Origin of the sequence: Nocardia carnea (genome assembly GCF_029868325.1) — a bacterium.
Lineage (GTDB): Bacteria > Actinomycetota > Actinomycetes > Mycobacteriales > Mycobacteriaceae > Nocardia > Nocardia carnea_C.
The window spans coordinates 1-22,155 of the sequence record NZ_JARWNW010000262.1 but is presented as its reverse complement, the minus strand read 5'-3'; the positions used below and the strand labels follow the sequence as shown (position 1 = coordinate 22,155).

General features: G+C 68.9%; 18 protein-coding genes. 2 read left to right on the top strand and 16 right to left on the bottom strand.

Annotated features, from left to right (window positions below; genetic code table 11):
* Positions 1 to 438 (top strand): MFS transporter (locus QH196_RS24385; protein ID WP_280418154.1); only part of this gene is annotated, 438 nt, incomplete at its 5' end.
* Positions 439 to 951: 513 nt separating this feature from the next.
* Here QH196_RS24385 and QH196_RS24380 read toward each other — a convergent pair.
* The 15 genes from QH196_RS24380 to QH196_RS24310 form a co-directional block, all read right to left on the bottom strand.
* A complete protein-coding gene (locus QH196_RS24380; RefSeq protein ID WP_280418155.1) occupies positions 952 to 2,010 on the bottom strand; it encodes an NUDIX hydrolase in 1,059 nt (352 codons plus the stop codon).
* The gene (locus QH196_RS24375; protein ID WP_280418153.1) at positions 2,010 to 3,134 is read right to left on the bottom strand and encodes a glycosyltransferase family 4 protein; all 1,125 of its coding nucleotides are present in this window, start codon (positions 3,132 to 3,134) and stop codon (positions 2,010 to 2,012) included. Before QH196_RS24375 ends, QH196_RS24380 begins: the two co-directional genes overlap by 1 nt.
* Positions 3,131 to 4,102 (bottom strand): phosphatidylinositol mannoside acyltransferase, encoded by a 972-nt coding sequence (locus QH196_RS24370; protein WP_280418152.1) that lies wholly within the window; start codon positions 4,100 to 4,102, stop codon positions 3,131 to 3,133. The genes QH196_RS24375 and QH196_RS24370 overlap by 4 nt, the downstream gene beginning before the upstream one ends.
* Positions 4,099 to 4,767 (bottom strand): phosphatidylinositol phosphate synthase, encoded by a 669-nt coding sequence (gene pgsA / locus QH196_RS24365; RefSeq protein WP_280418151.1) that lies wholly within the window; start codon positions 4,765 to 4,767, stop codon positions 4,099 to 4,101. Before pgsA ends, QH196_RS24370 begins: the two co-directional genes overlap by 4 nt.
* Before the next feature lie 63 nt (positions 4,768 to 4,830).
* Positions 4,831 to 5,430, bottom strand: coding sequence for an HIT family protein (locus QH196_RS24360; RefSeq protein ID WP_280418150.1), 600 nt, complete (start codon positions 5,428 to 5,430; stop codon positions 4,831 to 4,833).
* Between the two features lie 36 nt (positions 5,431 to 5,466).
* Positions 5,467 to 7,539: a threonine--tRNA ligase gene (gene thrS / locus QH196_RS24355; protein ID WP_280418149.1), complete on the bottom strand. Its 2,073-nt coding sequence runs from the start codon at positions 7,537 to 7,539 to the stop codon at positions 5,467 to 5,469.
* Positions 7,540 to 7,983: 444 nt separating this feature from the next.
* Positions 7,984 to 8,820: a (2Fe-2S)-binding protein gene (locus QH196_RS24350; protein ID WP_280418148.1), complete on the bottom strand. Its 837-nt coding sequence runs from the start codon at positions 8,818 to 8,820 to the stop codon at positions 7,984 to 7,986.
* Positions 8,787 to 9,296, bottom strand: a complete 510-nt coding sequence (locus tag QH196_RS24345; RefSeq protein ID WP_280418147.1) for a TIGR02611 family protein — start codon at positions 9,294 to 9,296, stop codon at positions 8,787 to 8,789. Before QH196_RS24345 ends, QH196_RS24350 begins: the two co-directional genes overlap by 34 nt.
* A gap of 414 nt (positions 9,297 to 9,710) precedes the next feature.
* Positions 9,711 to 12,017 (bottom strand): bifunctional SulP family inorganic anion transporter/carbonic anhydrase, encoded by a 2,307-nt coding sequence (locus QH196_RS24340; protein WP_280418146.1) that lies wholly within the window; start codon positions 12,015 to 12,017, stop codon positions 9,711 to 9,713.
* A gap of 420 nt (positions 12,018 to 12,437) precedes the next feature.
* Complete coding sequence (locus QH196_RS24335; protein ID WP_280418145.1) at positions 12,438 to 13,847, bottom strand: AMP-binding protein; 1,410 nt, start codon at positions 13,845 to 13,847, stop codon at positions 12,438 to 12,440.
* On the bottom strand, positions 13,840 to 14,442 hold the full coding sequence (locus QH196_RS24330) for an energy-coupling factor transporter transmembrane component T family protein (RefSeq protein ID WP_280418144.1): 603 nt from the start codon (positions 14,440 to 14,442) through the stop codon (positions 13,840 to 13,842). The genes QH196_RS24335 and QH196_RS24330 overlap by 8 nt, the downstream gene beginning before the upstream one ends.
* Entirely contained in the window at positions 14,439 to 15,119 is a 681-nt protein-coding gene (locus QH196_RS24325) for an energy-coupling factor ABC transporter ATP-binding protein (RefSeq protein ID WP_280418143.1), read from the bottom strand. Before QH196_RS24325 ends, QH196_RS24330 begins: the two co-directional genes overlap by 4 nt.
* On the bottom strand, positions 15,116 to 16,243 hold the full coding sequence (locus QH196_RS24320) for a thiolase family protein (protein ID WP_280418142.1): 1,128 nt from the start codon (positions 16,241 to 16,243) through the stop codon (positions 15,116 to 15,118). Before QH196_RS24320 ends, QH196_RS24325 begins: the two co-directional genes overlap by 4 nt.
* Positions 16,240 to 17,361 (bottom strand): AMP-binding protein, encoded by a 1,122-nt coding sequence (locus QH196_RS24315; RefSeq protein ID WP_280418141.1) that lies wholly within the window; start codon positions 17,359 to 17,361, stop codon positions 16,240 to 16,242. The genes QH196_RS24320 and QH196_RS24315 overlap by 4 nt, the downstream gene beginning before the upstream one ends.
* Positions 17,354 to 17,938 carry a biotin transporter BioY gene (locus QH196_RS24310; protein WP_280418140.1) on the bottom strand — a complete coding sequence of 195 codons (585 nt, stop codon included), beginning with the start codon at positions 17,936 to 17,938 and terminating at the stop codon, positions 17,354 to 17,356. The genes QH196_RS24315 and QH196_RS24310 overlap by 8 nt, the downstream gene beginning before the upstream one ends.
* Before the next feature lie 313 nt (positions 17,939 to 18,251).
* Between QH196_RS24310 and QH196_RS24305 the strand changes: the two genes are divergently transcribed.
* Complete coding sequence (locus QH196_RS24305; RefSeq protein ID WP_280418139.1) at positions 18,252 to 20,585, top strand: molybdopterin-dependent oxidoreductase; 2,334 nt, start codon at positions 18,252 to 18,254, stop codon at positions 20,583 to 20,585.
* 40 nt (positions 20,586 to 20,625) lie between these two features.
* Here the strand turns inward: QH196_RS24305 and QH196_RS24300 are convergent, their stop codons facing one another.
* Positions 20,626 to 21,990: an MFS transporter gene (locus tag QH196_RS24300; protein ID WP_280418138.1), complete on the bottom strand. Its 1,365-nt coding sequence runs from the start codon at positions 21,988 to 21,990 to the stop codon at positions 20,626 to 20,628.
* Positions 21,991 to 22,155 lie beyond the last annotated feature (165 nt).

Genomic DNA, 22,155 nt, shown 5'->3' with positions numbered 1-22,155 from the left:
GGCTGGACCGGATCGATCCGCCGCGGCGGGCAGGTAATCTTCGCGGCCACGTTCCTCTCGGCCGCCGGGATCGCCGGCGCAGGCCTCCTCGGCGCCACCGTGATGGTGTTCGCAGGTCTCGTCGCGCACGGCGCGGGCCGGGTAGTGAGCGATATCGCGCGCTTCGCCGTAGTCCAGTCCGCCACCCCGGACGAATTCCGCGGCCGCGTCTCCGGCCTGTGGACCGCGCAACTCACCATCGCCCTGTCGTTGGGCGCCGTTGTTGCCGGCGTCGTGTCGAGCGCAGTCCCGGCCCGGGCGGTGTTCCTGGTGTACGGCGCGGGCGGGTGCGTGCTGACCGTGACGTTGTGGTTCCTGCTCACAACGCTGCGTACCCTCGACACGCGCGCTGGTGGGGGACCGGGGAACAGCAGCAAGGCCGGGCCGGCCAGCCCCTAGAGTTGTTGCTCTCCCGGTTGGCTCGATGCCTTTCGGATCCGGAGACCTCTGCGCTGTGTTCTGGTGTTCATTTCCCACCAGTAGGTCAGTGCTACCGCGCCCCAAGCCGCTGTGACAACGGCGCACAGCAGTCCGGTTACGGCCACGGTGACGGCAAGTGCGGTGTTCATGTCCGGCTCCGCCGCGAAGGTGGGGTGGTCGTGTCGTGCTTTCGGTGTGGGGTGACGCCGTCCATGATTTCGGTCCACCAGTCGTCGAGAGGGCTGGGTTCGGGCCAGTGGACGGCAGCCGGGCCGGTGGTTTCGGTAGTCGGGGTGAAGATTCGAGGCATAGGGTGGCTCCTGGCGGGGCAAGGCCTGGGGTAGTTCAGGTCGGTCCGGTTCCCTACGGCGGGAGTAGCTGGTTACAGGCCGGGTACGGAATGGAATCGGGGGGGGGGGCGGGGGGCCCCCCCCCCCCGGGGGGGGGAGAAACTAGAACAACATATTTGTGGGGGGGTTCCGGGGCGGGGGGCTAACGAATCGACCGGACTTCCGGGTCGGTATCGGCATCGGCAGCCCGGGCGGCTTCGGGCAGCAGTTCGTCCAAATGGTACGGGTATACCGTTTCACCGGCCGCATCCAGCGCTCGGATATCGGCCTGCCCACACCAGCGGCTACCGGTGATCGAACGCTGTTCGACATAGGTCAGGTTGGCGGGTTCGGGCGCGAACTCGGTGACCCGCAGGGCGAAGAAGAGTTCTTCGGAGCGGATCAGGTCGCCGTTGAACGGGAAAACGGCCACCCGGCGCCAGAGGGGCCCGCGGAGAGCGGCCGGATCGGCCGAGTAGCCGGTTTCCTCGTGGAGTTCGCGGACCGCCGCCGCCCGCAGGCTCTCTCCCGGTTCGACACCGCCGCCGACGGTGAACCAGAACGACACTTCCGGGAGCATCGGATCGTGGCCGCGCATGAGCAGGATGCGGTCCTGCTCGTCCAGGATCGCGACCCGCGCCGAGACCCGGGTCGTATCGACGTCCAGGCCGGTCGCGGCCGCCGGGGTGGCGCGTTCCGCGATCTCGAAGTAGGTGGGCATCGGCGCGGTACCGCCCAGGCGCAGCCAGCGCACCGGACGGCGGGTGCGCAGGGCGAGGGTGTCGCGAACGGCGTCGTTGTGGAATCGGCGGGCGATGAGCACCCGGGCTTCGGCGTCGGCGAGTTCGGCCACCTGCTGCGGGGGCAGCCCGGCGATATCGACGGCCGACAGGGTGACGGCGAGCTGATTCTCGACTGCTTCGCGGTCCCCCCGGCCGGTGCGTTCGGCCCGGTCGGCGAGGACGGTCAGGCGGCGGACGAGTTCGGCAGGTTTCGGGTCCGCGGCGGGGTCGGGCGGGGCGGGGCCCGACAGGGAGACCGCGACCGCACGTGCCACCACGGCACGGCGGGCCAGTGCCCCGTCCAGCGCATGCCAGGCGAGGTCGGTGCGGACATGGAGGCGGTCCAGACGGTTCGCCGTGGAGTACGCCCAGACCCCCAGCGCCACGACGAGCGCGGCGATCAACGCGAGAACCAGGACGGTGGTAGCGGAGAAGGTGATCATTCGGCCACCCGGACCCGCAGATCGCCGACCACCACGGTTTCGTAGACCCGCAGGATCTGTTCGGCCACCACCGGCCAGTCGTAGGATCCGACGACCTGCGTCGCGGTGTGCACCAGTTCGGTCCGGCGGATATCGTCGGTGAGCAGTTCGTCGAGCGCACCGGCCAGCGCGGTGGAATCACCGGTCGGAACCAGGACACCGGCCGTACCGTCGCGCAGGACCCGCCGGAACGCGTCCAGTTCGCTGGCGACGACCGCGGTTCCGGCGGCCATGGCCTCGATCAGGATGATGCCGAAACTCTCCCCGCCGAGGTTCGGCGCCACGTAGACATCCGCGCTCCGCATGGCCGAAGCCTTCTCCGCATCGGTCACCTGCCCGAGAAAGCGCAGATGCCGGGCCAGCGGGCCGGCCTCCCGGCGCAGCCGGGCCTCGTCACCGCGGCCCACGACGAGGATTTCGACGTCGGGATGGCGGGCCACCAGGGCCGGTAGCGCACCGAGCAGTACCTGCATCCCTTTGCGGGGTTCGTCGTAGCGGCCGAGGAACAGTACCGTCCGCCCCGGCCGCGGATAACCCGGTAGCAGCGGCGCCCGGCGGAACGCCTGCACATCTACACCGTTCGGAATCTCCACCGCATCCGAGCCGAGCGCCTCCACCTGCCAGCGCCGGGCCAGTTCCGATACCGCGATCCGCCCGCTGATCTTCTCGTGATACGGCCGCAATACACCCTGGAAAGTGGCCAGGATCAGCGATTTCGTGGTGGAGGTGTGGAAGGTGGCCACGATCGGCCCCTCGGCGATCTTCAGCGCCAGCATGGACAGGCTCGGCGCATTCGGTTCGTGGATGTGCAGGACATCGAAATCGTTGCCCTCGATCCACTTCCGGATCCGCGTATAGGCCGTGGGCCCGAACGACAACCGGGCCACCGAACCGTTGTACGGGATGGCGACGGCCCGTCCGGCCGACACCACGAAATCGGGCAGCTCGGTACTGTCCGACGCGGGCGCCAGCACGCTCACCTTGTGCCCGCGCTCCCGGAAAACCTGCGCCAGTTCCACCACATGCGCCTGCACGCCCCCCGGGACATCGAACGAGTAGGGGCAGACCATGCCGATCTTCATCGGGCGATATCTTCCCCGGAGCCGACCGGCCTGCTACCCCGCCGCGCCTGTTCGGCGGCGATCCGGTCCAGCCGCGCCTCGGACAGATCCGTTTCCCACAGCGGCTGCAACATATGCCAGTCGGCGGGGTGGTCGGCGATACCGTCGGCGAAACAATCGGCCAGCGCCTGGGTCGCGGCGGCGACACCACCGGACACGTCGAGCGGTTCCTGTGTGCGCACCACCCAGCCTTCGCGGCCGGTGTCGTCGACGGTGAACCAGACGTGCACCGGCATCAGCGCAGCGCCGGTTTCGACAGCGAGCTTCGCGGCCCCCGCGGGCATCCAGGTGCGTTCACCGAAGAAGGTCACCGGGACCCCGCGCCCGGTCAGATCACGCTCCCCCATCAGGCACACCACTTTGTTTGCGCGTAGCCGTTCGGCCAGCGCGCCGAACGGGGGTTGTTCACCGCCGGTCAACGGGAACACCTCGAATCCGAGGCTTTCCCGGTAGGCGACGAAGCGCTCGAACAACGATTCCGGTTTCAGCCGTTCGGCGACGGTGGTGAAGGTTCCGTAGTTCTGCACCAGCCAGGTCCCGGCCATATCCCAGTTCCCCGAATGCGGCAGCACGAACACCACACCCCGGCCGCGGGCCAGCGCCGCATCGAGATGCTCGAGGCCCTCGACGACGATCCGGCCGGATTCCACCAGATCCCGGTGATCCATGGCGGGTAACCGGAACGCTTCGCGCCAGTACCGGGCGTAGGAGCGCATACTCGCCCGGACCAAGTCGTCGGGCACCGCTTCCGGCGCGGTCCCGAGTACCCGGGCGAGATTGCGCCGCAACTGCACGGGCCCACCTTTACGCGCCGCGAAATCTGCGCCGCGGTCGAACACTGTGCGCGCCAGGGATTCGGGCAGGGCCCGCACCAGACGCCAGCCGGCCGCGTACCCGCGGTCACTCAGATTCGCCCGCCACCCGCTCACGACGGCTGCTCCGTTCCCGAATTCGACGCGCCCAGGATCTCGCGGGCCCCCGGCGAACTACGCACCGCCAGCACACGCTGGGCCACGGTGACGATACTGAGCACGGCCAGAATCCACATGGCCACATGGACGGCCCAGATCAGCCATTCGATCCCCCAGTAGCCGCCGATACCGGTCAGCCCGGCGCCGACGAGCACGATCACCAGCCGGTCCGGCCGCTCGATGAGCCCGCCGTCGGCGGACAGCCCGCTGGCCTCGGCGCGCGCCTTGGCGTAGGAGATGACCTGCGAGGTCACCAGCACCACCAGGGTGGCGACGAACAGCGGTTTGCTCTGCTCGTGGTACACCGCCCACCAGGCCAGGCCCCCGAAGATCGCCCCGTCGGCCACCCGGTCGCAGGTGGCGTCGAGGACGGCGCCGTAGCGGGTACCACCGCCACGCGCCCGGGCCATCGCGCCGTCGAGCATGTCGAACATGACGAACAGCCAGATCACCATGGTCCCCCAGAACAGGTGGCCGGTGGGGAACAGCGTGACGGCGGCCGCGATCGACGCAGCGGTGCCGATCAGGGTGACGGCGTCCGGGGTCAGTCCGGTACTCACCAGGGCTTTCCCCAGCGGCGCAGTGGCCTTGGCGAAGGTCGCCCGCCCGAAGATGCTCAGCACCTACGCCCCCAGCTCATCCCGGCCTCCTGCCATCGTCTGCGCGGCCCTCGAAGGTCGCGGCATCTACGCCTCCTCCCAGGCCGCCGACAAAAGGGCCCGGGTTTCGCGGAGCAGCTGCGGCATAACCTTCGCTCCACCGATCACGGTGATGAAATTGGCGTCCCCACCCCAGCGCGGCACGATGTGCTGGTGCAGGTGGTCGGCGAGGGAGCCGCCGGCGACCCCACCCAGATTGAGTCCCACATTGAAACCGTGCGGCCGCGACACCTTCTTCATGGTCCGGATGGCGCGCTGGGTGAACTCCATCAGCTCCGCGGCCTCGGCGGCGGTGAGGTCCTCGAGATTCGCCACCCGGCGATACGGCACCACCATCATGTGCCCGGGGTTGTAGGGGTACAGGTTCAGCACCGCGTACACCTGCTCGCCACGGGCCACGACCAGCCCGTCCTCATCGGACATGGTGGGGATATCGGTGAAGGGATGACCGGTCGCCCCCTTGGGCGCGGTCGTGGCGGCCTCCGCGATGTAGGACATCCGGTAGGGCGTCCACAACCGCTGCAACCGGTCCGGTTCACCCGCACCGCGGTCCACGATCTCCTCGGCCCGCTCGGCCGCCTCGGTTTCCGATCCGGTCAGACCGTCCGGCACCGTGCGCTCACTCATAATCCATACCCTTTCCCCGCCCGGGCGGACCCGGTATCACTCGGGCGCACCACCCGCACCGTCCACCAGGGGACGTACCGATTCCGCGGTGGGTGAGGTGTTGTCCCGGCGCTGCACCCAGTCCACGACCAGTCGTACCGCATCGGCCACCGGTACCCCGTTGACCTGGGTTCCGTCACGGAACCGGAAGCTCACCGCACCCGCTTCCACATCCCGCGCACCGGCCAGCAGCATGAACGGCACCTTCTGCGCGGTGTGGTTGAAGATCTTCTTCTGCATCCGGTCGTCACCGCGGTCCACCTCCGCGCGGACACCGGCCGACCGCAACTGCGCGACCACACCGTCGAGGTGTTCGACGAAGGTGTCGGCAACCGGGATTCCCACCACCTGCACCGGCGCCAGCCAGGCCGGGAACGCGCCCGCATAATGCTCGGTGAGGACCCCGAAGAAGCGTTCGATCGACCCGAACAGCGCGCGGTGGATCATCACCGGCTGCTTCTTGGTGCCGTCGGAGGCGGTGTATTCGAGTTCGAACAGGCCGGGTTCGAAGAAGTCGAGCTGGATGGTCGACATCTGCCAGTTGCGGCCCAGCGCGTCCCGCGTCTGCACCGAGATCTTCGGGCCGTAGAACGCGGCGCCGCCCGGATCCGGGACGAGTTCCAGCCCGGAGGCCTCCCCGACCTGACGCAGGGTTTCGGTCGCTTCGTCCCACAGTTCGTCGGAGCCGACGTACTTCTCCGGGTCCTTGGTCGACAGTTCCAGGTAGAAATCGTCGAGGCCGTAGGCCTTCAGCAGGTCGAGCACGAACCGCAGGGTGCCGGTCAGTTCCTCGACGACCTGTTCCTGGGTGCAGTAGATATGCGCATCGTCCTGGGTGAAGCCACGGGCACGGGTCAGGCCGTGCACCACACCGGATTTTTCGTACCGGTACACCGAGCCGAATTCGAACAACCGCAGCGGCAGCTCCCGATACGACCGGCCGCGTGACCGGTAGATCAGGTTGTGCATCGGGCAGTTCATCGGTTTGAGGTAGTAGTCCTGCCCCGGTTTCCGGACGGTGCCGTCCTCGTTGAGTTCGGCGTCCAGATGCATGGGCGGGTACATGCCCTCGGCATACCACTCGAGGTGTTTGGAGGTCTCGAACAGATGCGCCTTGGTGATATGCGGAGTGTTGACGAATTCGTAGCCCGCTTCGACATGCTGCCGGCGCGAGTAGTCCTCCATCTCCTTGCGGATGATGCCGCCCTTCGGATGGAACACCGGCAGGCCCGAACCCAATTCGTCGGGGAACGAGAAAAGATCCAGTTCCGCACCGAGTTTGCGGTGATCGCGCTTCTCCGCCTCGGCGAGCAGGGTCAGGTATTCGTCCTGCGCCTCCGCCGATTCCCAGGCGGTGCCGTAGATGCGCTGCAGGCCTTCGCGGTTCTGGTCGCCGCGCCAGTAGGCGGCGGAACTGCGGGTCAGTTTGAAGGCCGGAATGAACTTGGTGGTGGGGATATGCGGACCACGGCACAGATCGCCCCAGACGCGTTCGCCGCTGCGCGGGTCGAGATTGTCGTAGATGGTCAGCTCGTTACCGCCGACCTCCATGATCTCCGGATCGTCGATCCCGGATTTGTCCCCGATCAGTTCGAGTTTGAACGGTTCCTTCGCCAGTTCGATACGTGCCTGATCCACCTCGACCACGCGCCGGGAGAAGCGCTGCGCGCCCTTGACGATCTTCTTCATCCGGGTTTCCAGCTTCGCCAGATCCTCCGGAGTGAAGGGGCGGTCGACCCGGAAGTCGTAATAGAAGCCGTCTTTGATGGGCGGGCCGATGCCCAGCACCGCCTCGGGGAACTCCTGCTGCACCGCCTGCGCGAGCACATGCGCGGCCGAATGCCGGATCACGCTGCGGCCGTCCTCGGTGTTCGCGGCAACCGGGATGACCTCGGTATCGAGTTCCGGCGCCCAGGACAGATCCTTCAGATCACCCGCGGCATCCCGGACGACCACCACGGTATCCGGGCCTTTGGTCGGCAAACCCGCCTCACGAACCGCGGCGCCCGCCGTAGTCCCGGCCGGCACCCGGACGGGGGTGACTGGGCTGCGGGGGGCTGTGGTGGTCACGGTGGCGCTCTCCTCGGGTTTCCGCGGCCGGATCCGCTCCGGCTCGCTCGGCTTCGGACGGCCCGCCCCTCCCGGCTGCCCCGGTTCGGTGACGGCTCGTCCGTCGATCGGTAACCGGACAGTGCCCGGCCGCGACCATGCTATCGGGACACACCCGGACGCGTGTCGATGGACCGGGCGGGACACCCGGTACGGCCCCCGGACAGTCACGACATTCGCGGTGGGTCATCGGCGGCGGCGGCCGCGTCCCGGTGCCTGCCGCAGGTCGGCGTGCGCCTGGTCGGCGGCGAGGTACACAAGGAACGATCGGCGGGCTACACCGGCGCGACGGGAGTCAGCGCGTCGTCACAGGTCCGCCGTGTACCGCTCTGTGCCAGGAGCGTGGACCGTGCCGAGAGTCTGCGTCAGGAGCGTGGCCCGGTGCCGAGAACCTGCTGTTCGGCGTCAGGAGCGCCGGGCGTAGTCCGCGAGCAGCGCTGCCCGTTCGGCGGGCGGACGTTTGGGGCAGCTGACGCATTTCTCGCAGCCGGGGGCCTCGTAGACGAGACAGCACGACGCGCGCCGCACGAATATCCGGCCCGCGACATCGATGAACCGCGGCGCGGGCAGGCCGGGCCCGAGCTCGGCGGCCAGCCGCTGCCCGATCTCCGGTGCCCGCGCGTCGACCGCCCAGCTGGCAACGACGTCGGTAACGACAGCCCACAACGCCGGCGTCCGCACCCCGGATACGGCGGCTATCCGATCGATCACTGTGGAGAGAGTCGCACGCAGTGCCCTCGGGACTTCACCGAATTCCGGTGATACCTCATCGCCCGTCCTGGTGTGCGCTGCCCCGTCGCGCGGCCGGGCGTGGACGGTCGCCGCGCTCTCTTCCGAGTCCGGGGGGTCGCTACTCCGCACAACCGGTGTGCCGTCGGCGCGGTCGCCCGGAGTTCGCGAGCCCGCTGGATGCCGATGCCCCGAGCGCTCGGCATCGGCATCGGCATCGGCATCGGCATCGAGGATTCGTATCCTCTCGACCGTGCCGTCAGGGCGAAGCGTCAGCTCCAGCCGGTGGAGTTCCGGCGCCGCGATCGGAGTCTCTCGAGCCAGTGCCCGCACCACCGGCTCGACCAGCGCCGAGGCGGTCATACACCACCACAGCGTGGCGCCCACCCGCATCGAATCGGTACGCCAGGACGCGTTGAGGTCCGCGATCCGGGCGGCCAGCCACGATTCGTCCGCCAGCATCTGCCCCGGCGCCGGTTTCAGGACATCAGAGGACTGTGCAACCACTGCCATTCGATTCCGATCCAGCCGCCAACCAATCCGAACGTGCCGAGTATCCACAGTGTGGCCACGACCACCACGCAGGTCGCCAGGAATGCCAGTACCTGCATCAACGGCCCGCGGGAGATATACCAGGCCATACCGCGCCGGTATTTGTCCCGCAACCAGACCAGCGCGTGCCGCGCCACCGCGAATTCTGTGGCGAGGATGCCGATACCGGCGAAAACCAATGCCCATCCGGGTCCGGGGAACGGAATGGTGATCACGCCGACCACGAACACCACCGTGCCGACCATGGCCACCCCGACCCGGTAGACCAATTCGAGCGTAGGCCGCCCGGCGATCCGCCCACGGAAGGCACGCCAGAAGGCGGGGCCCGACTGCTCCGGCCCGCCGTCGTCTCCTACAGCCGACTCGGTACCCGGTGTCGACGCGGCCTCAGCGCTCCCGGCGCCCCGCCCGACCGCAGTCTCGGAAGATTTCTCCACGGAACCAGCCTACGAGGCCTCCCACCCCGATCCCCAACGCGGAGTAGCGGCCCCACACCGACTCGGCAACCATCGGATTCCGTCCCCACCGAACCGAGCCCGCCCCCAGCGCCCCACCGACACACACGCGCCTGGCGGGTACCGGTCTCCGGCGAGCGAACGAACCCGGCGAACCCACCGGTCACCGCCACCGGCGGGACGAGCCGGATGAGGTCCGGGCTGTCCATGCGATCCGCAGCCCGCGGTACCGGATACGCCGAGCGCCGCGCCCCACCTTCGCCCGGTCGGCACCCGGTCGACAGGCAGGCACCCGGAAGATTGCCCCGGAGCTCGGGGCAGTCTTCCGGAGACGCCCGAGGCCGGGACCTTCTCCGCTGGTGCGTAAAGATCCCGGCCTCGCTGTGATACCGAGTGTTACTTCCCGGCCGACGCCGGTTCGCGATGTAACTGTTCCAGCACACCGTCGTTCTCGATCGGCGCGATCCCGTCCACGCGGACCTGGATGAGGCGCGCGCTGGCAATATCGAAGAACAGCCCGGAGACAGCGACCCCGCGTTCCTCCACGGCGCGGCGGACCGACGGATGCCGGTGCAGATTCTCCAGCTGAACGGCGATGTTGACCATGCTCAGCTGCTCCACCGGCCCGAAGCCGGCGGCTTCGGCGGCCCGGCCGACCTCGTGACCGGCGCGGTAACGGGTCAGACTGGCCTGCCCGTGTTCGAGCCAGTTGTCGATTCCGGGGCCCGCGGATTCACCGGAGTGCAGGGCGCCCATCGCCCCGCAGGACGAGTGCCCGCACACCACCAGCGAACGGACGTTGAGTTTCTCGAGCGCGAAAACGAGGGCCGCTTCGACGGAAGCGTCCCCGTGTTCGGGTACCAGGTTGCCGACATTGCGCACGGTGAAAAGGTCGCCCGGGCCGCTGTTGGTGATCACATTGGGCACGATCCGGGAGTCGGAGCAGGTGAGGAAGAACGAGTCGGGGTCCTGCCCGTCGCGGAGTTCGTCCAGGTGCGGCCGCATCAGATGCGCGTGCCCTCGGTGGTAGGCGGCGATACCGGTGACCAGTGGATCATCGTTGTCGCCGTACCCGTCCGCCGACCCATTGCGACCGACCCGCCACGGCCCGAGGACGTCGTCGAGTACCACGCGGCCGAGGCTGCGCGACGGCGGTGCTTCCTCCGCACGCGCCATCCGCGCTTCCCCGATTTCGACGAAATCGACCGTGCCACCGTTGCTCTCGTGCTGGCGGGCCCAGTCGGTGATGGCGTCGTAGGCCGCGTGGTCGAGGAAGTCGACGGTCATCTCCACGGTGACCGCAACGCCCTTCGGCACCTTCGCGAAGGTGGTGGAGAGCTTCGGCAGCGACAGGAAGGTGCAGGAACCGTCGATCCGGACGAGCCAGCGGTCGGTACCGCCGAGCGGTTCGGCGGTGACCGCGACCCGTACAACGCGCCAGATCAGCAGCGCGAAGGCCAGGGCCAGGCCGATGAGCACGCCTTCGAGCAGGTTCAGGAATACCACTGCCAGGAGTGTGACCGCGTAGACGAGCAGGTCGCCGGTGCGATGGGCGAGCCGGATATGGGCCAGTTTCACCAGCTGCACGCCGATGACGATCAGCAGACCGGCCAGTGCGGCCAGCGGGATCTGTTCCACGAGCGAGACCAGGGCCACCGAGAAGACCAGCAGCCAGACCCCGTGCAGGACGGCCGAGACGCGGCTGCGCGCCCCTGCGGCGACGTTGGTGGAACTACGGACGATGACACCGGTGACGGGCAGGCCGCCGAGCAGGCCGGACAGGACGTTCGCCGATCCTTGGCCGATCATCTCACGGTCGAAATCGGCGCGCGGGCCGGTATGCATCTTGTCGATCGCGACGGCCGACAGCAGGCTCTCCACGCTGGCGATCAGCGCGAAGGTCAGGATCATCACGACGACCGCGGCCCAGTCACTTCGGGGCAGTTCGGGCAGGCCGATCGCGTCGAACAGCGAACCGTCGATGGTGACCCGTTTGACGTCCATGGACAGCACCAGCGACAGCACGGTGGCCACCACGATCGCAGCCAGGGCCCCGGGAACGACCCGGACTCGTTCGGGCAGGTATTTCCAGCCGAGCATGATGGCGATGACGACCAGGCCGAGCAGTGTCGCGGGCCCGTGCAGCGAAAGCAGTTGCGCGGGAAGATCGGTGATGTTGTTCCAGGCGGTGCTGTTGGATTCCCCACCCAGCAGTACATGTAACTGTTGCAGGGCGATGGTGATACCGATACCCGCGAGCATCGCGTGCACCACCACCGGCGCCACGGCCAGTGCCGCGCGGGCGATCCGGCTCAGCCCGAAGATGATCTGAAGGACACCGGCCGCGACGACGATGAAACCCGTGACCTTCCAGCCGAATTGATGGATCGATTCGGCGACGATCACTGTGAGGCCCGCGGCGGGGCCACTCACCTGCAGTGCGGAGCCGCCGAGCGAACCGGCGACGATACCGCCGATAACGGCGGCGATGAGCCCGGCGGCGACGGGGGCGCCGGAGGCGATCGCGATACCGATCGAAAGTGGTAACGCGACGAGAAACACCACGATCGAGGCCGGTACGTCATGGCGCAGGATCGACGTGATGCGGGGGGATCTCAAACGGCTCCCGGACCCGGCGGGTGGCGGGCCCTCCGGGTCCGGACCAGGTTGTGTACCAGGGGGATTCGGGCTTCTGGTTGCCATCGTTCTCCTTCGCCGACTCGGCCGGAGCCGAGGTCGGTTGACGATCAATATGTCCAGTCGGGCACAGACCGCGAACCGGCATCTCGCGGTGAAGTAGGTCCTCGGCACGACAACGGGCCGAGACTTAAACCGTAGCCACGGTAATAGTAAAGACTTAGCAAAGCCTGAGAGGGCGCCTCCACTGCTGGTGATATCTCACCGAACCACATCGTCCGATCGCTTCCGAACCCGAATACTGCCGAAAACACTTGCAGAGCAGGAGATTATGAGTAGACGAACACAACCGGTGCGGATGGCCGGAACCCGGTGACCAGCGCGCGGCGAAACTGTTCGTCAACTCCTCTTATAGTAAAGAACTACCCAAGCTTGGCAATAGATGTGGCGCGTCGAAAATGACAATCGCTGCAAAACCGCAACGTGTCACGGCGAGTCCTGGTCGTTGCGCCCGTGCGCGTCGAGTGTGGCGAGCAGCGCCGGGCGGTCGACCTTGCCGCGGGGCGTCCGCGGGAGCGCGTCGAGCACCCGAATCCGCACCGGCACACTCGGACCGGGTAGTACGGCGCGCAATCGCCGGCGTATCTCCGCGGGCTCCGGGGCCCGCCGGTCGACCACCACCACGGCTACCGGTACCTGGCCCCAGCGGTCGTCCGCGACGCCGAGACAGGCGGCCTCGGTGATACCGGGGATCGCGGTCAGGGCGGCCTCCACTGCCGCCGGTTCCACATTCAAACCGCCCCGGATGAACATCTCGCTGTCCCGGCCGGACAACCGCAGCCGCCGGCCGTCCAGGGCACCGCGATCCCCCACCGAAACCCACCCGTCCACCGGGCCGTCCACGACACCGGCCTCGGTGAGATAACCGCGGAAAACCATATCGCTGCGCACGAACACCCGGCCGTCGCGAATCTCTGCCTCGACCCCGTCGAACAACTCCCCCACCGAATGATCGCCGCCGGATCCGGCTGCGCCGAGACCACGGTCGAAGGAGACGAAGCTGAGTTCGGAGGCGCCGTAGAAATGGGTGAGTGCCGCATTCGGCAGTACTTCGCGCAGCGCGGCCCGCCCGTTCCGGGGCCATCGCGCCGCCGAGGACAGCACTTCCCGTACGTCCGGGTATGGACCGCTCGCCGAACGCACGATATCCCAGGCGAGGGTCGGCACCGAGTACAGGTGGGTCGCACCGAGGTCGAGCGCGTCCACGACCGGTCGCAGATCGACCGTCGCGCCGCGGGTCAGGGCGTGCAGGGCGCCGTAGAGAAAATGGGTGTGGTCCAGCACCCCGGGCACCGCGACCGTATCGCCCGGCCCGATATCGAAGGTCCGGTCGGATCGGTCCAGGGTGGCCGCCCAGGAGGCCTGATCCCGGACGAAGAGTTTCGGTTCTCCGGTGGTTCCGGAGGTGACACCCACGAGCAGTTCGGAGTCGGGCCGGGCGTCGCCGGCCGCCCCGGCGCACTCCAGCTCGGCCGCGGTGCGCGGTACGCCGTCGAAACCCATCCGCCGCAACCGCCGATGCTGCGCCGCCACGGCCACCACGGCGCCGGGTTGCGTCACGGTCAGCACCCGCCGCAACTGGTCCGGCGACAGATGCCGGTGCAACAGCACCACGCACACCCCGGCCCGCATGGCCGCCACCACCGTGACCAGCGAGTCGATATCCGAGGTCGGCAGTACCGCGACCCGCCGCATACCGGCCAGGCCCGCGCCGGTCCGCGAGACCCGCGCCCAGAACCCGGAGTAATCGATGCACTCGTCTGCGGTACGGACGGCCGGCGCCACGGACCGGGACAGCACCTGCCGTGCGATACGTTGCGCGAGCAGTTCAGTCATCGTCGACCCCGCGGGCCGCGAGCGCGTCCCCCATCGCGTCGGCGGTCCGTAACGAGCGCACCAGCACGGGAGTGACCAGCGCGGTCATCGACCATTGCAGGCCTCGTGCCCGCCGTGCTTCGGCGACGTCGCGCACGATCGTCGCCAGCAGCGGGACGCAGCGGATCGCCAGCGCCAGCAGCAGCCCGATCCGGTCCGGGTCCACGCCGACCCGCCGCAACGGCCCCAGCACCCGGGTGATCGCGTCCAGCATGTCGGTGACCCGGGTGGTGAGCGTGACCAGCGCGGCCAGCGCCACCGACAACAGCAGCAACCCGCACACGACGACCGCCCGCGCCGGTGAGGTGGTCAGCACCTGGAAGACCGCGATGATCGCCAGCATCCACACCATCGGGCGCAGCTGTTCCCCGGCGACGCGCCACGGGATCCGGGCCAGCGCGAACAGTCCTGCCGCGACCAGGGCGGCCACACCCAGCTGCAGCGGGGTGCGCACGAACACCGTGGCCACCGTGATGAGTACCAGTAGCAGCACCAGTTTCATCCCCGCCGGTGTGCGGTGCACCGGCGAATCACCCGGCCGGTACAGCCCGATCACTCGACCAGCTCCCGATAGGCCGGGAGCGCCGCGGCGGGATCGCCGTCGAAGGCGACCGCACCGTCGTCGATGACGATCACCCGGTCGAATCCGGCCAGCAGCGACAGCTGGTGGGTCACCACGATCACCTGCTGATCGACGGCGTCCAGCGCCTCGGCGATGATCCGGGCATTGCGCAGATCCAGCAGAGTGGTGGGTTCGTCGGCGACGATCACCTCCGGCCGGCGGATCAGCACCGCGCCGAGGGCGAGCAATTGTTTCTGCCCACCGGAGAGCAGATGCGACGGATGCTCCGCATGCCCCGCGAGGCCGAACCGGTCGAGGATCTCGGCGACGCGCGCGGCGACCTCCGTTTTGGCCAGACCGCTGCGGCGCAACGAGAACGCCAGATCCTCGGCGACCGTGGGCATGACGATCTGGGTGTCGGGGTCGGTGAACACGAACCCGACTTTGCGCCGCACCTTCGCCCCTTTTCGGGCAGTATCGACGCCGTCCACAGTCACGGTCCCGGATGCCGGGGTGAGCAGGCCGTTGATCATGCGGGCCAGGGTCGATTTCCCCGATCCGTTCGCACCGACGATCCCGACGCGCCGTTCCTCGATCCGCAGATCGATCCCCCGCAGCACCCGCCGCTCACCGAACGAATGGTGCACCGAATCGAAAACGATCTCACTCACGCCGCACGCTCCACCAGCATCGCGACACCTTGACCGCCACCGATGGCGCAAGCGGCGAGGCCGAGTTCCGGACCGTCCGGACGCAGCATGCGGCTCGCCAGCCGCACCAGCAGGACGGCGCCCGAGGCACCCCACGGATGGCCCATGGCGATCGCGCCCCCGTCGGGGCAGATCAGCGATTCGTCGAGACCCAGCTCGTCCGAAACCGCCAGCACCACCGAGGCGAAGGCCTCGGTGATCTCGACTACCCCCACATCGGATACCGAGCGACCGGCGCGGTGCAGGACCGCGCGGATCGCCGGTACCGGGCCGAGGCCGGGTAGCGCCGGGTCACCGGCGGCGACGGCGGTGGCCACGATTCGCAGCGCCGGGAGCCCGGCCGCCTCCTGCGCGGTCGTCACCGCTACGACGGCCGCACCGTCGGAGATACCGCACGAGTTTCCGGCGGTCGCAGTGCCGTCGGGTCCGAAACCGGGCCGCAGCCGGGCGAGGCGCGCGGTGGTCATCCCGGCGCGGATCCGCTCGTCACGGTTCACCCCGGCCACCGGAACGATCTCCGGGCTGAAATCCGCGGCCGCGGCCAGTGTGTGCGAGCGGGCCGCGTATTCGTCCTGACGTTCCCGCGAGATCCCCCGGACCCGGGCCAGATCATCGGCGGCGACACCCATATCGGGGTCGGGGAAACCGGCCGGGGCGAAGGGGGCCCGGGTGTAGCGCACCGGGTCGGCGCCGGCCACCGGCGGCCAGAACCGCCAGGGCGCGGTACTGGCCGATTCGGCGCCACCGGCCAGGATGAGCCGGTCGGCTCCACTGCGGACCCGTAGCGCCGCCTGGATCACTGCGTCCAGCCCGGAACCGCACTGCCGGTCGACGGTCACTCCCGGCACCTGTGTACCGAGGCCGGCCTGTAGTGCGGCGACGCGCGCCGGGTCGCCGCCGGGTCCGAGGCAGTTACCGAGGACGACATCGTCGATCGGCAGGTCCACGCCCGCGTCGCGCAGCGTCCCGGCTACGGAGGCGAGCACCGGCGCCGCCAGATCGGTGACGGTGTGATCGGCGAACCCGTGACCGGCCGTGCCGATGGGGGTGCGCCGGGCGGCGACGACAACGGGGTCGAGGTTCATACGAGCAAGTCTTTCAACCGGCCGCGGGCGATTTTCCCGGCGGCCGTGGTGGGCATTTCCCGGACCGGAACCCAGCGCCGCGGCATCGCTTCCCGGGTGAGCAGTCTGCGCGCTCGCCGCCGGACCTCGTCGATCTCGGCGCCATCCAATTGGACTGCCGCGGTGACGGTTTCGCCGAACACCGCGTGGGGGCTGCCGATCACTGCCGCCACCGCGACGCCGTCGATACCGCCGAGTACCCGCTCCACATCCTCGGCGACGACCGTGGTGCCCCCGACATTGATCACCGCGTCACCACGGCCGTGCACCCGTAATTCACCGTCGGCGCCGAGTTCGGCGATATCGCCGACGCAGAACCACTCCGGCGCGTCGAGCACGGTGTACGGGGACCGCACGTGCAGCAAGCCGTCCCGGATTCGCGTCTCGACCGCGGGCAGCACACGCAGGGCTGCGGGGACCTCCCGGGCCGCGACCAGCGAGACTTCGGAGGCGCCGTAGTACTCGACGACGCGCAGGTGGCGAGCCGCGGCCAGCGCCCCCGGATCGGCCGCGATACCGGCCACGATCGCGGTCCGCAGCCGCGGCGCCCGCGGTACCAGCTCGCGCAGGACCGCGGGAACGGCGTGCACAGCGGTGGCCTGCGCCGGATCATCAGTGACGCAGGCACCGCACCACAGCGCGTGCAGGGCGCCGAACAGGTGCATGGTCGCGTGTAGCGGGCCGGTGAGCAGCACGCGATCCTGCGGGGTCACCCGGGCGATCTCGGTGAAGTCCGGGAAGCTGTCGTACCAGGAGGCGGCGGTACGGGCCAGCGGCCGCGGGCGGCCGGTGGAGCCGGAGGTGGCGACCAGCAGGAACGCCTCGGCAGGCCAGGCGGATCGGTGCGGGCGGGCGGCCGGATCCTCGACGGCGACCGGCACCGCGAGCCGCGCGGCCGCGCAGATACAGACGAGGGCGTCGGCGACCGGCAGCGTGGAGGCGTCGTAACCGTGCGGTCCCGGTGGGTGCCGGTCGATCCAGTGATCGACGGCGCGGTCGAGTTCGGCGTAGGTGAGGGTGCGGCCGCCGAGGTCGAGTGCGGGTGCCGCCGCGGCACCGCCGAGTATGCGGCTATCCACGGATCAGCCCCGGGTAGGCACGGTGCACACCTTTGGCCACGATGGTGGCGACAACCACTTTCAGCAGGTCACCGGGCAGGAAAACCCCGTTGGCCTGGATCGCGGCGAGCACTCCGAGATCGGTGCGCAGCAGCAGGCCGAGGGTGCCGAACAGGTAGATCACCGCGACTCCGCCGACCGCGTTGATCAGCAGTGCGGGCACCAGCGGGTACTTGGGCACGATCCGCGCCGTGAGCAGGCCGATGACCAGGGCGGCCGGTATCCAGCCGACAAGATAGCCGGCGCTCGGGCCGGCGAGCGCTGTGAGTCCCGTCCGGCCGCCGGACAGCAGCGGCAGGCCGATGATCGTCAGCGCGATGAACACCGCGACCGCCGCGGTCCCCTTTCGCGCTCCCAGTACGGCGGGGGCGAGGATCACGCCGAGGGTCTGCACGGTGATCGGCACCCCGCTGAAGCCGACCGTGATCGCGCCCGGCAGACCCAGTGCGGCGATGAGCGCGGCGAATACCGCGATCTGCGCCATATCCCGCGACGTGGAGCGAGTCTTCGGCGCCCGCGAGTCCTCGACACCGTTCATGACGCCATCCTTCGCAACACCCGAGCTTGAACGTCGTTCAAGATAGCAATGTGCCCGCCGTCCACCGACACGACCCCGCCCCGACCAGACGAACGACCGCCGGCCCGTGCAGGCACACCGGCCTGCGCGTCGCGGACCCGTCCGCAATCCCTACGCTTCCGGACGCGCATACGTGGTACCCGGGCCCCGCGTGCACACTTGACCACGAGACGCGCCGGATACCGAGAGGTTCGGGCGTGGCAGACGGCGACCGCGGGCCGGACCCGCACCCCGCCGGCGGGGTGACCGGCCCGCGGCGCCGGGAAGGATGACGATGACACGGGCCCGACCCACCGCCACCCACTGGGGGAACTTCTTCGTCGACACCGCCGCCGACGGGACGCTCTCGGTGACACCGCACGGCGACGACCCGCACCCCTCCCCCATCGGGCGCTCGCTGGCCGCGCTGCACGATCCGGCCCACCGCATCGCCCGACCGGCAATACGCCTCGACTATTACCGCGACCGGGCCGCTGCCGACCCCACGCTCCGCGGGCGCGAACCCTTCGTCGAGGTGGATTGGGACGAGGCGCTCGATATCGCCGCCGAGGCACTGCGCACGGCCCGCGCGACCGGCGGTAACCGGGCCATCTACGGCGGTTCCTACGGGTGGGCCGGGGCCGGCCGATTCCACCACGCCCAGGGGCAGGTCCACCGCTTCCTGCAGCTGTTCGGGGGTTACACGGCCTCGGTGGACACCTATTCGTTCGCGGCGGCCGAGGTGCTCATTCCCCACGTCCTCGGTATGAACGCCTACGTCGCCGCCCGGCAGGCGCCCACTACCGAGGAGATCACCCGGCACTGTGCCCGCATCGTGTTCTTCGGTGGCGCCCCACAACGCAACACCCAGGTCAACCCCGGTGGTATGGGAGCACATCCGGGCCCGGACAGCCTTACCGCGCTGCGGGAAGCCGGTATCGATATCGTCCATATCGGACCCGTTCGCGACGATTGCGACCCGGCCCTCGATGCCCGCTGGATACCGTGCCGCCCGCACAGCGACGCCGCGATCATGCTCGCCCTGTTGCACACCCTCCTCACCGAAGACCTGCACGACCGCGCCTTCCTCGATCGCTACTGCACCGGTTTCGACCGGCTCGCCGAGTACCTCACCGGCCGCAGCGACGGCATACCCAAATCACCCGAATGGGCCGCGGAACTCGCCGAGATCCCGGCAGCGGAGATCCGCACGCTGGCCCGGCTGATGGCACGCGAACGCTGCCTGATCGGGTTGCCGTATGCCCTGCAGCGTGCCGAGCACGGTGAGCAGTGTTATTGGGCCGCGTGGGCGCTCGCGGCCGCGCTGGGCCATATCGGGCTGCCGGGCGGCGGGGTGCTCATGGGTACCGGGGTGGGAATGACCAACAATATGCAGCGCCGCCATCTGCCCTTCGAGATCGGTGTGCTGCCGCAGCCGGGAAACCCGGTGGCCGATATCGTTCCGGTCGCCCGGCTCACCGAGATGCTGGAACGCCCCGGCGGCACGGTCGACTACAACGGGCGGACCCTCACCTATCCGCCGATCGACCTGATCTATTGGGCCGGCGGTAATCCGTTCCACCATCACCAGGATCTGAACCGGCTGCGGCAGGCCTGGTCGCGGCCGCGCACGATTATCGTCAACGAGATCAGCTGGACCGCGACCGCCCGGCTGGCCGATATCGTGCTGCCCACCACCGCGTCCGCGGAGCGGGAGGATTTCACCGGTGGACGCACCGATCACTGGTTGACGCCCATGCACCGCAGCCTCGCACCGTACGGCCGGGCACGCGACGATTACGCGATCTTCACCGGTCTCGCCGAGCGACTCGGTTTCGCAGAGCGTTTCACCGAAGGGCGGACCGCGCAGCAGTGGGTGGAACAGCTGTGGCGCACCACCGTGGACAATGCGGCGGCCGCCGGTATCCGATTACCCGAGTACGCGGATTTCCGCGCCGGCGGGCCCCTCGATCTGCGGCCGCAGCTCCCGGAGTCCCGTCATGTTCTCGAACAGTTCCGCGACGATCCGCAGCGGCACCCGTTGCGGACTCCGTCGGGCCGGATCGAACTCTTCTCCCGGACCATCGCCGGATTCGGCTATCCGGACTGCCTCGGCCATCCCGCCTGGTTCCCGCCGCGGGAATGGCTCGGCGGCCCGGCGGCACAGCGTTTTCCGCTGCATCTGCTCTCCCATCAGCCCGCGACCCGCCTGCACAGCCAGCTCGATCACGGCGTCACCAGCCGGGAAGCCAAGGTTCGCGGGCGCGAGCCGGTGCGGATGAATCCCGCTGATGCCGCCGCGCGTGGGCTGCGCGACGGCGATATCGCCCGGATCCACAACGATCGCGGCGCCCTGCTCGCCGGCGTCCGGATCAGCGATGCGGTGCGCCCCGGGGTGGTGCATATGGCGACCGGCGCCTGGTACGACCCGCTGGACCCCTCCGACCCCGAATCACTCGATGTGCACGGCAACCCGAATACGGTCACCAACGATATCGGCACCAGCTCACTGGCCCAGGGCCCGTCCGCGAACAGCTGTCTGGTGGAGGCCGAACGCTACGACGGCGAGCTCCCGCCGTTGTCGGTCGGCGCACCGCCGCCACTGGTGGACGCCGGCTCGATCCGGTGACCGGCGTCCCTCCCGGCGCTCACCGCGCCCACGCAAGTACCTACCCGCGAACGAACTCCGCAGTCAGATCGCGCCCGCGGGTTTCGGCCATACGCCAGATCGCCGTGGCGGTGACGAGCGCGGTGACCCCGATGATCGCACTGAGCGGCAGACTGGAGCCACCTGTCGAGGCGACGAAACTGCTCGCGATCAGCGGACCGAACCCGGCCCCGATCAGGCTCGCCATCTGATAGCCGAGTGATACACCGGTGTACCGCATCTCGGTACCGAACATCTCCGCCAGCAGGGGCGCCAGCGGTGCGTACATGAGGTTCTGCACCACCTGCGCGATCAGCAGGCCGACGGTCAGCCAGAGGACCGAACCGGTGTTCACCAAGGCATACAACGGGAGTGCGAAAACCACGGCGCCGAGGGCGCCGGCCATGGTGACGGTCCGGCGGCCCAGTCGGTCCGACAATGCGGAGAACAACGGAATGCAGACCAGCGATACCACCGACATCGCGACCAGGGTGCGCATCACCTCGGATTCGTCGTATCCGGTATCGGTGGCGTAGGCGATGATGTGCGAGGTGGTGAGCGCGGTCAGCGCGAACGGCCCGATTCCGGCGGCGCACGCCAGGATGAGCGGGCGCGGGTTGCGCAGCAGTTGGACCAGCGGTGTTGCGGCTTTCGGTTCGGACTCGGATTCGGCCTGTTCCAGGGCCTCCCGGAAGACCGGGCTCTCCACCACACCCAGGCGCACATACAGGCCGACGGCCACCAGCACACCGCTGAGCAGGAAGGGCAGGCGCCAGCCCCAGGAGTAGAGGCTCTCGTCCGGGAGCATGGTCACCACCATGACCACCACGGTGGAGAGCAGGAAGCCGATCGGGGAGCCGAGTTGCATGATCCCCGCCCATTTACCGCGACGATCCTTGTCGGCGTGCTCGATCACCATGAGTGCCGCCCCGCCCCATTCGCCGCCGATCGCGATGCCCTGGATGAGGCGCATCGCGACCAGCAGGATCGGCGCCAGCACACCGATCGACCCGTAATCGGGGAGCAGGCCGATGATGAAGCTGGCGCCGCCCATCATCACCATGGTCACGATCAGCATCGATTTCCGCCCGAGCCGATCACCGAAATGACCGAACAGGACGCCGCCGATGGGCCGGGCCGCGTAGCCGGCGGCGAGCGTGCCGAAGGCGGCGATGGTGGAGGCGGCCGAGTTCGACGACGGGAAGAACAGCTTGCCGAAGACCAGGGCGGCCATGGTGCTGTAGAGGAGGAAGTCGTAGTACTCCAGGACGGTGCCGAGCAGGCTCGACAGCGCGACTTTACGCAACTGCGTGCTGTCGCTCGCCGCGCCCGGTGTTGCTGCGCCCGAAGGTAATCCGGCTCTCGGCGGTTGTTTCTCTGTGTACATGGGGACTCCAGCGTCGGTGATCAAGCCTCGGCGCGGACCGGGGGAACGCGGAAATTAAGCCGAATGCCCCCCCCGCTACGCGCTGTTGTTCTGGCAACCCGCCCTCCACCCCCCGCCTGGCCCCGCCCGGTCCGCGCCCGCCTCCGCCGGGTCCTGGCCACGGCC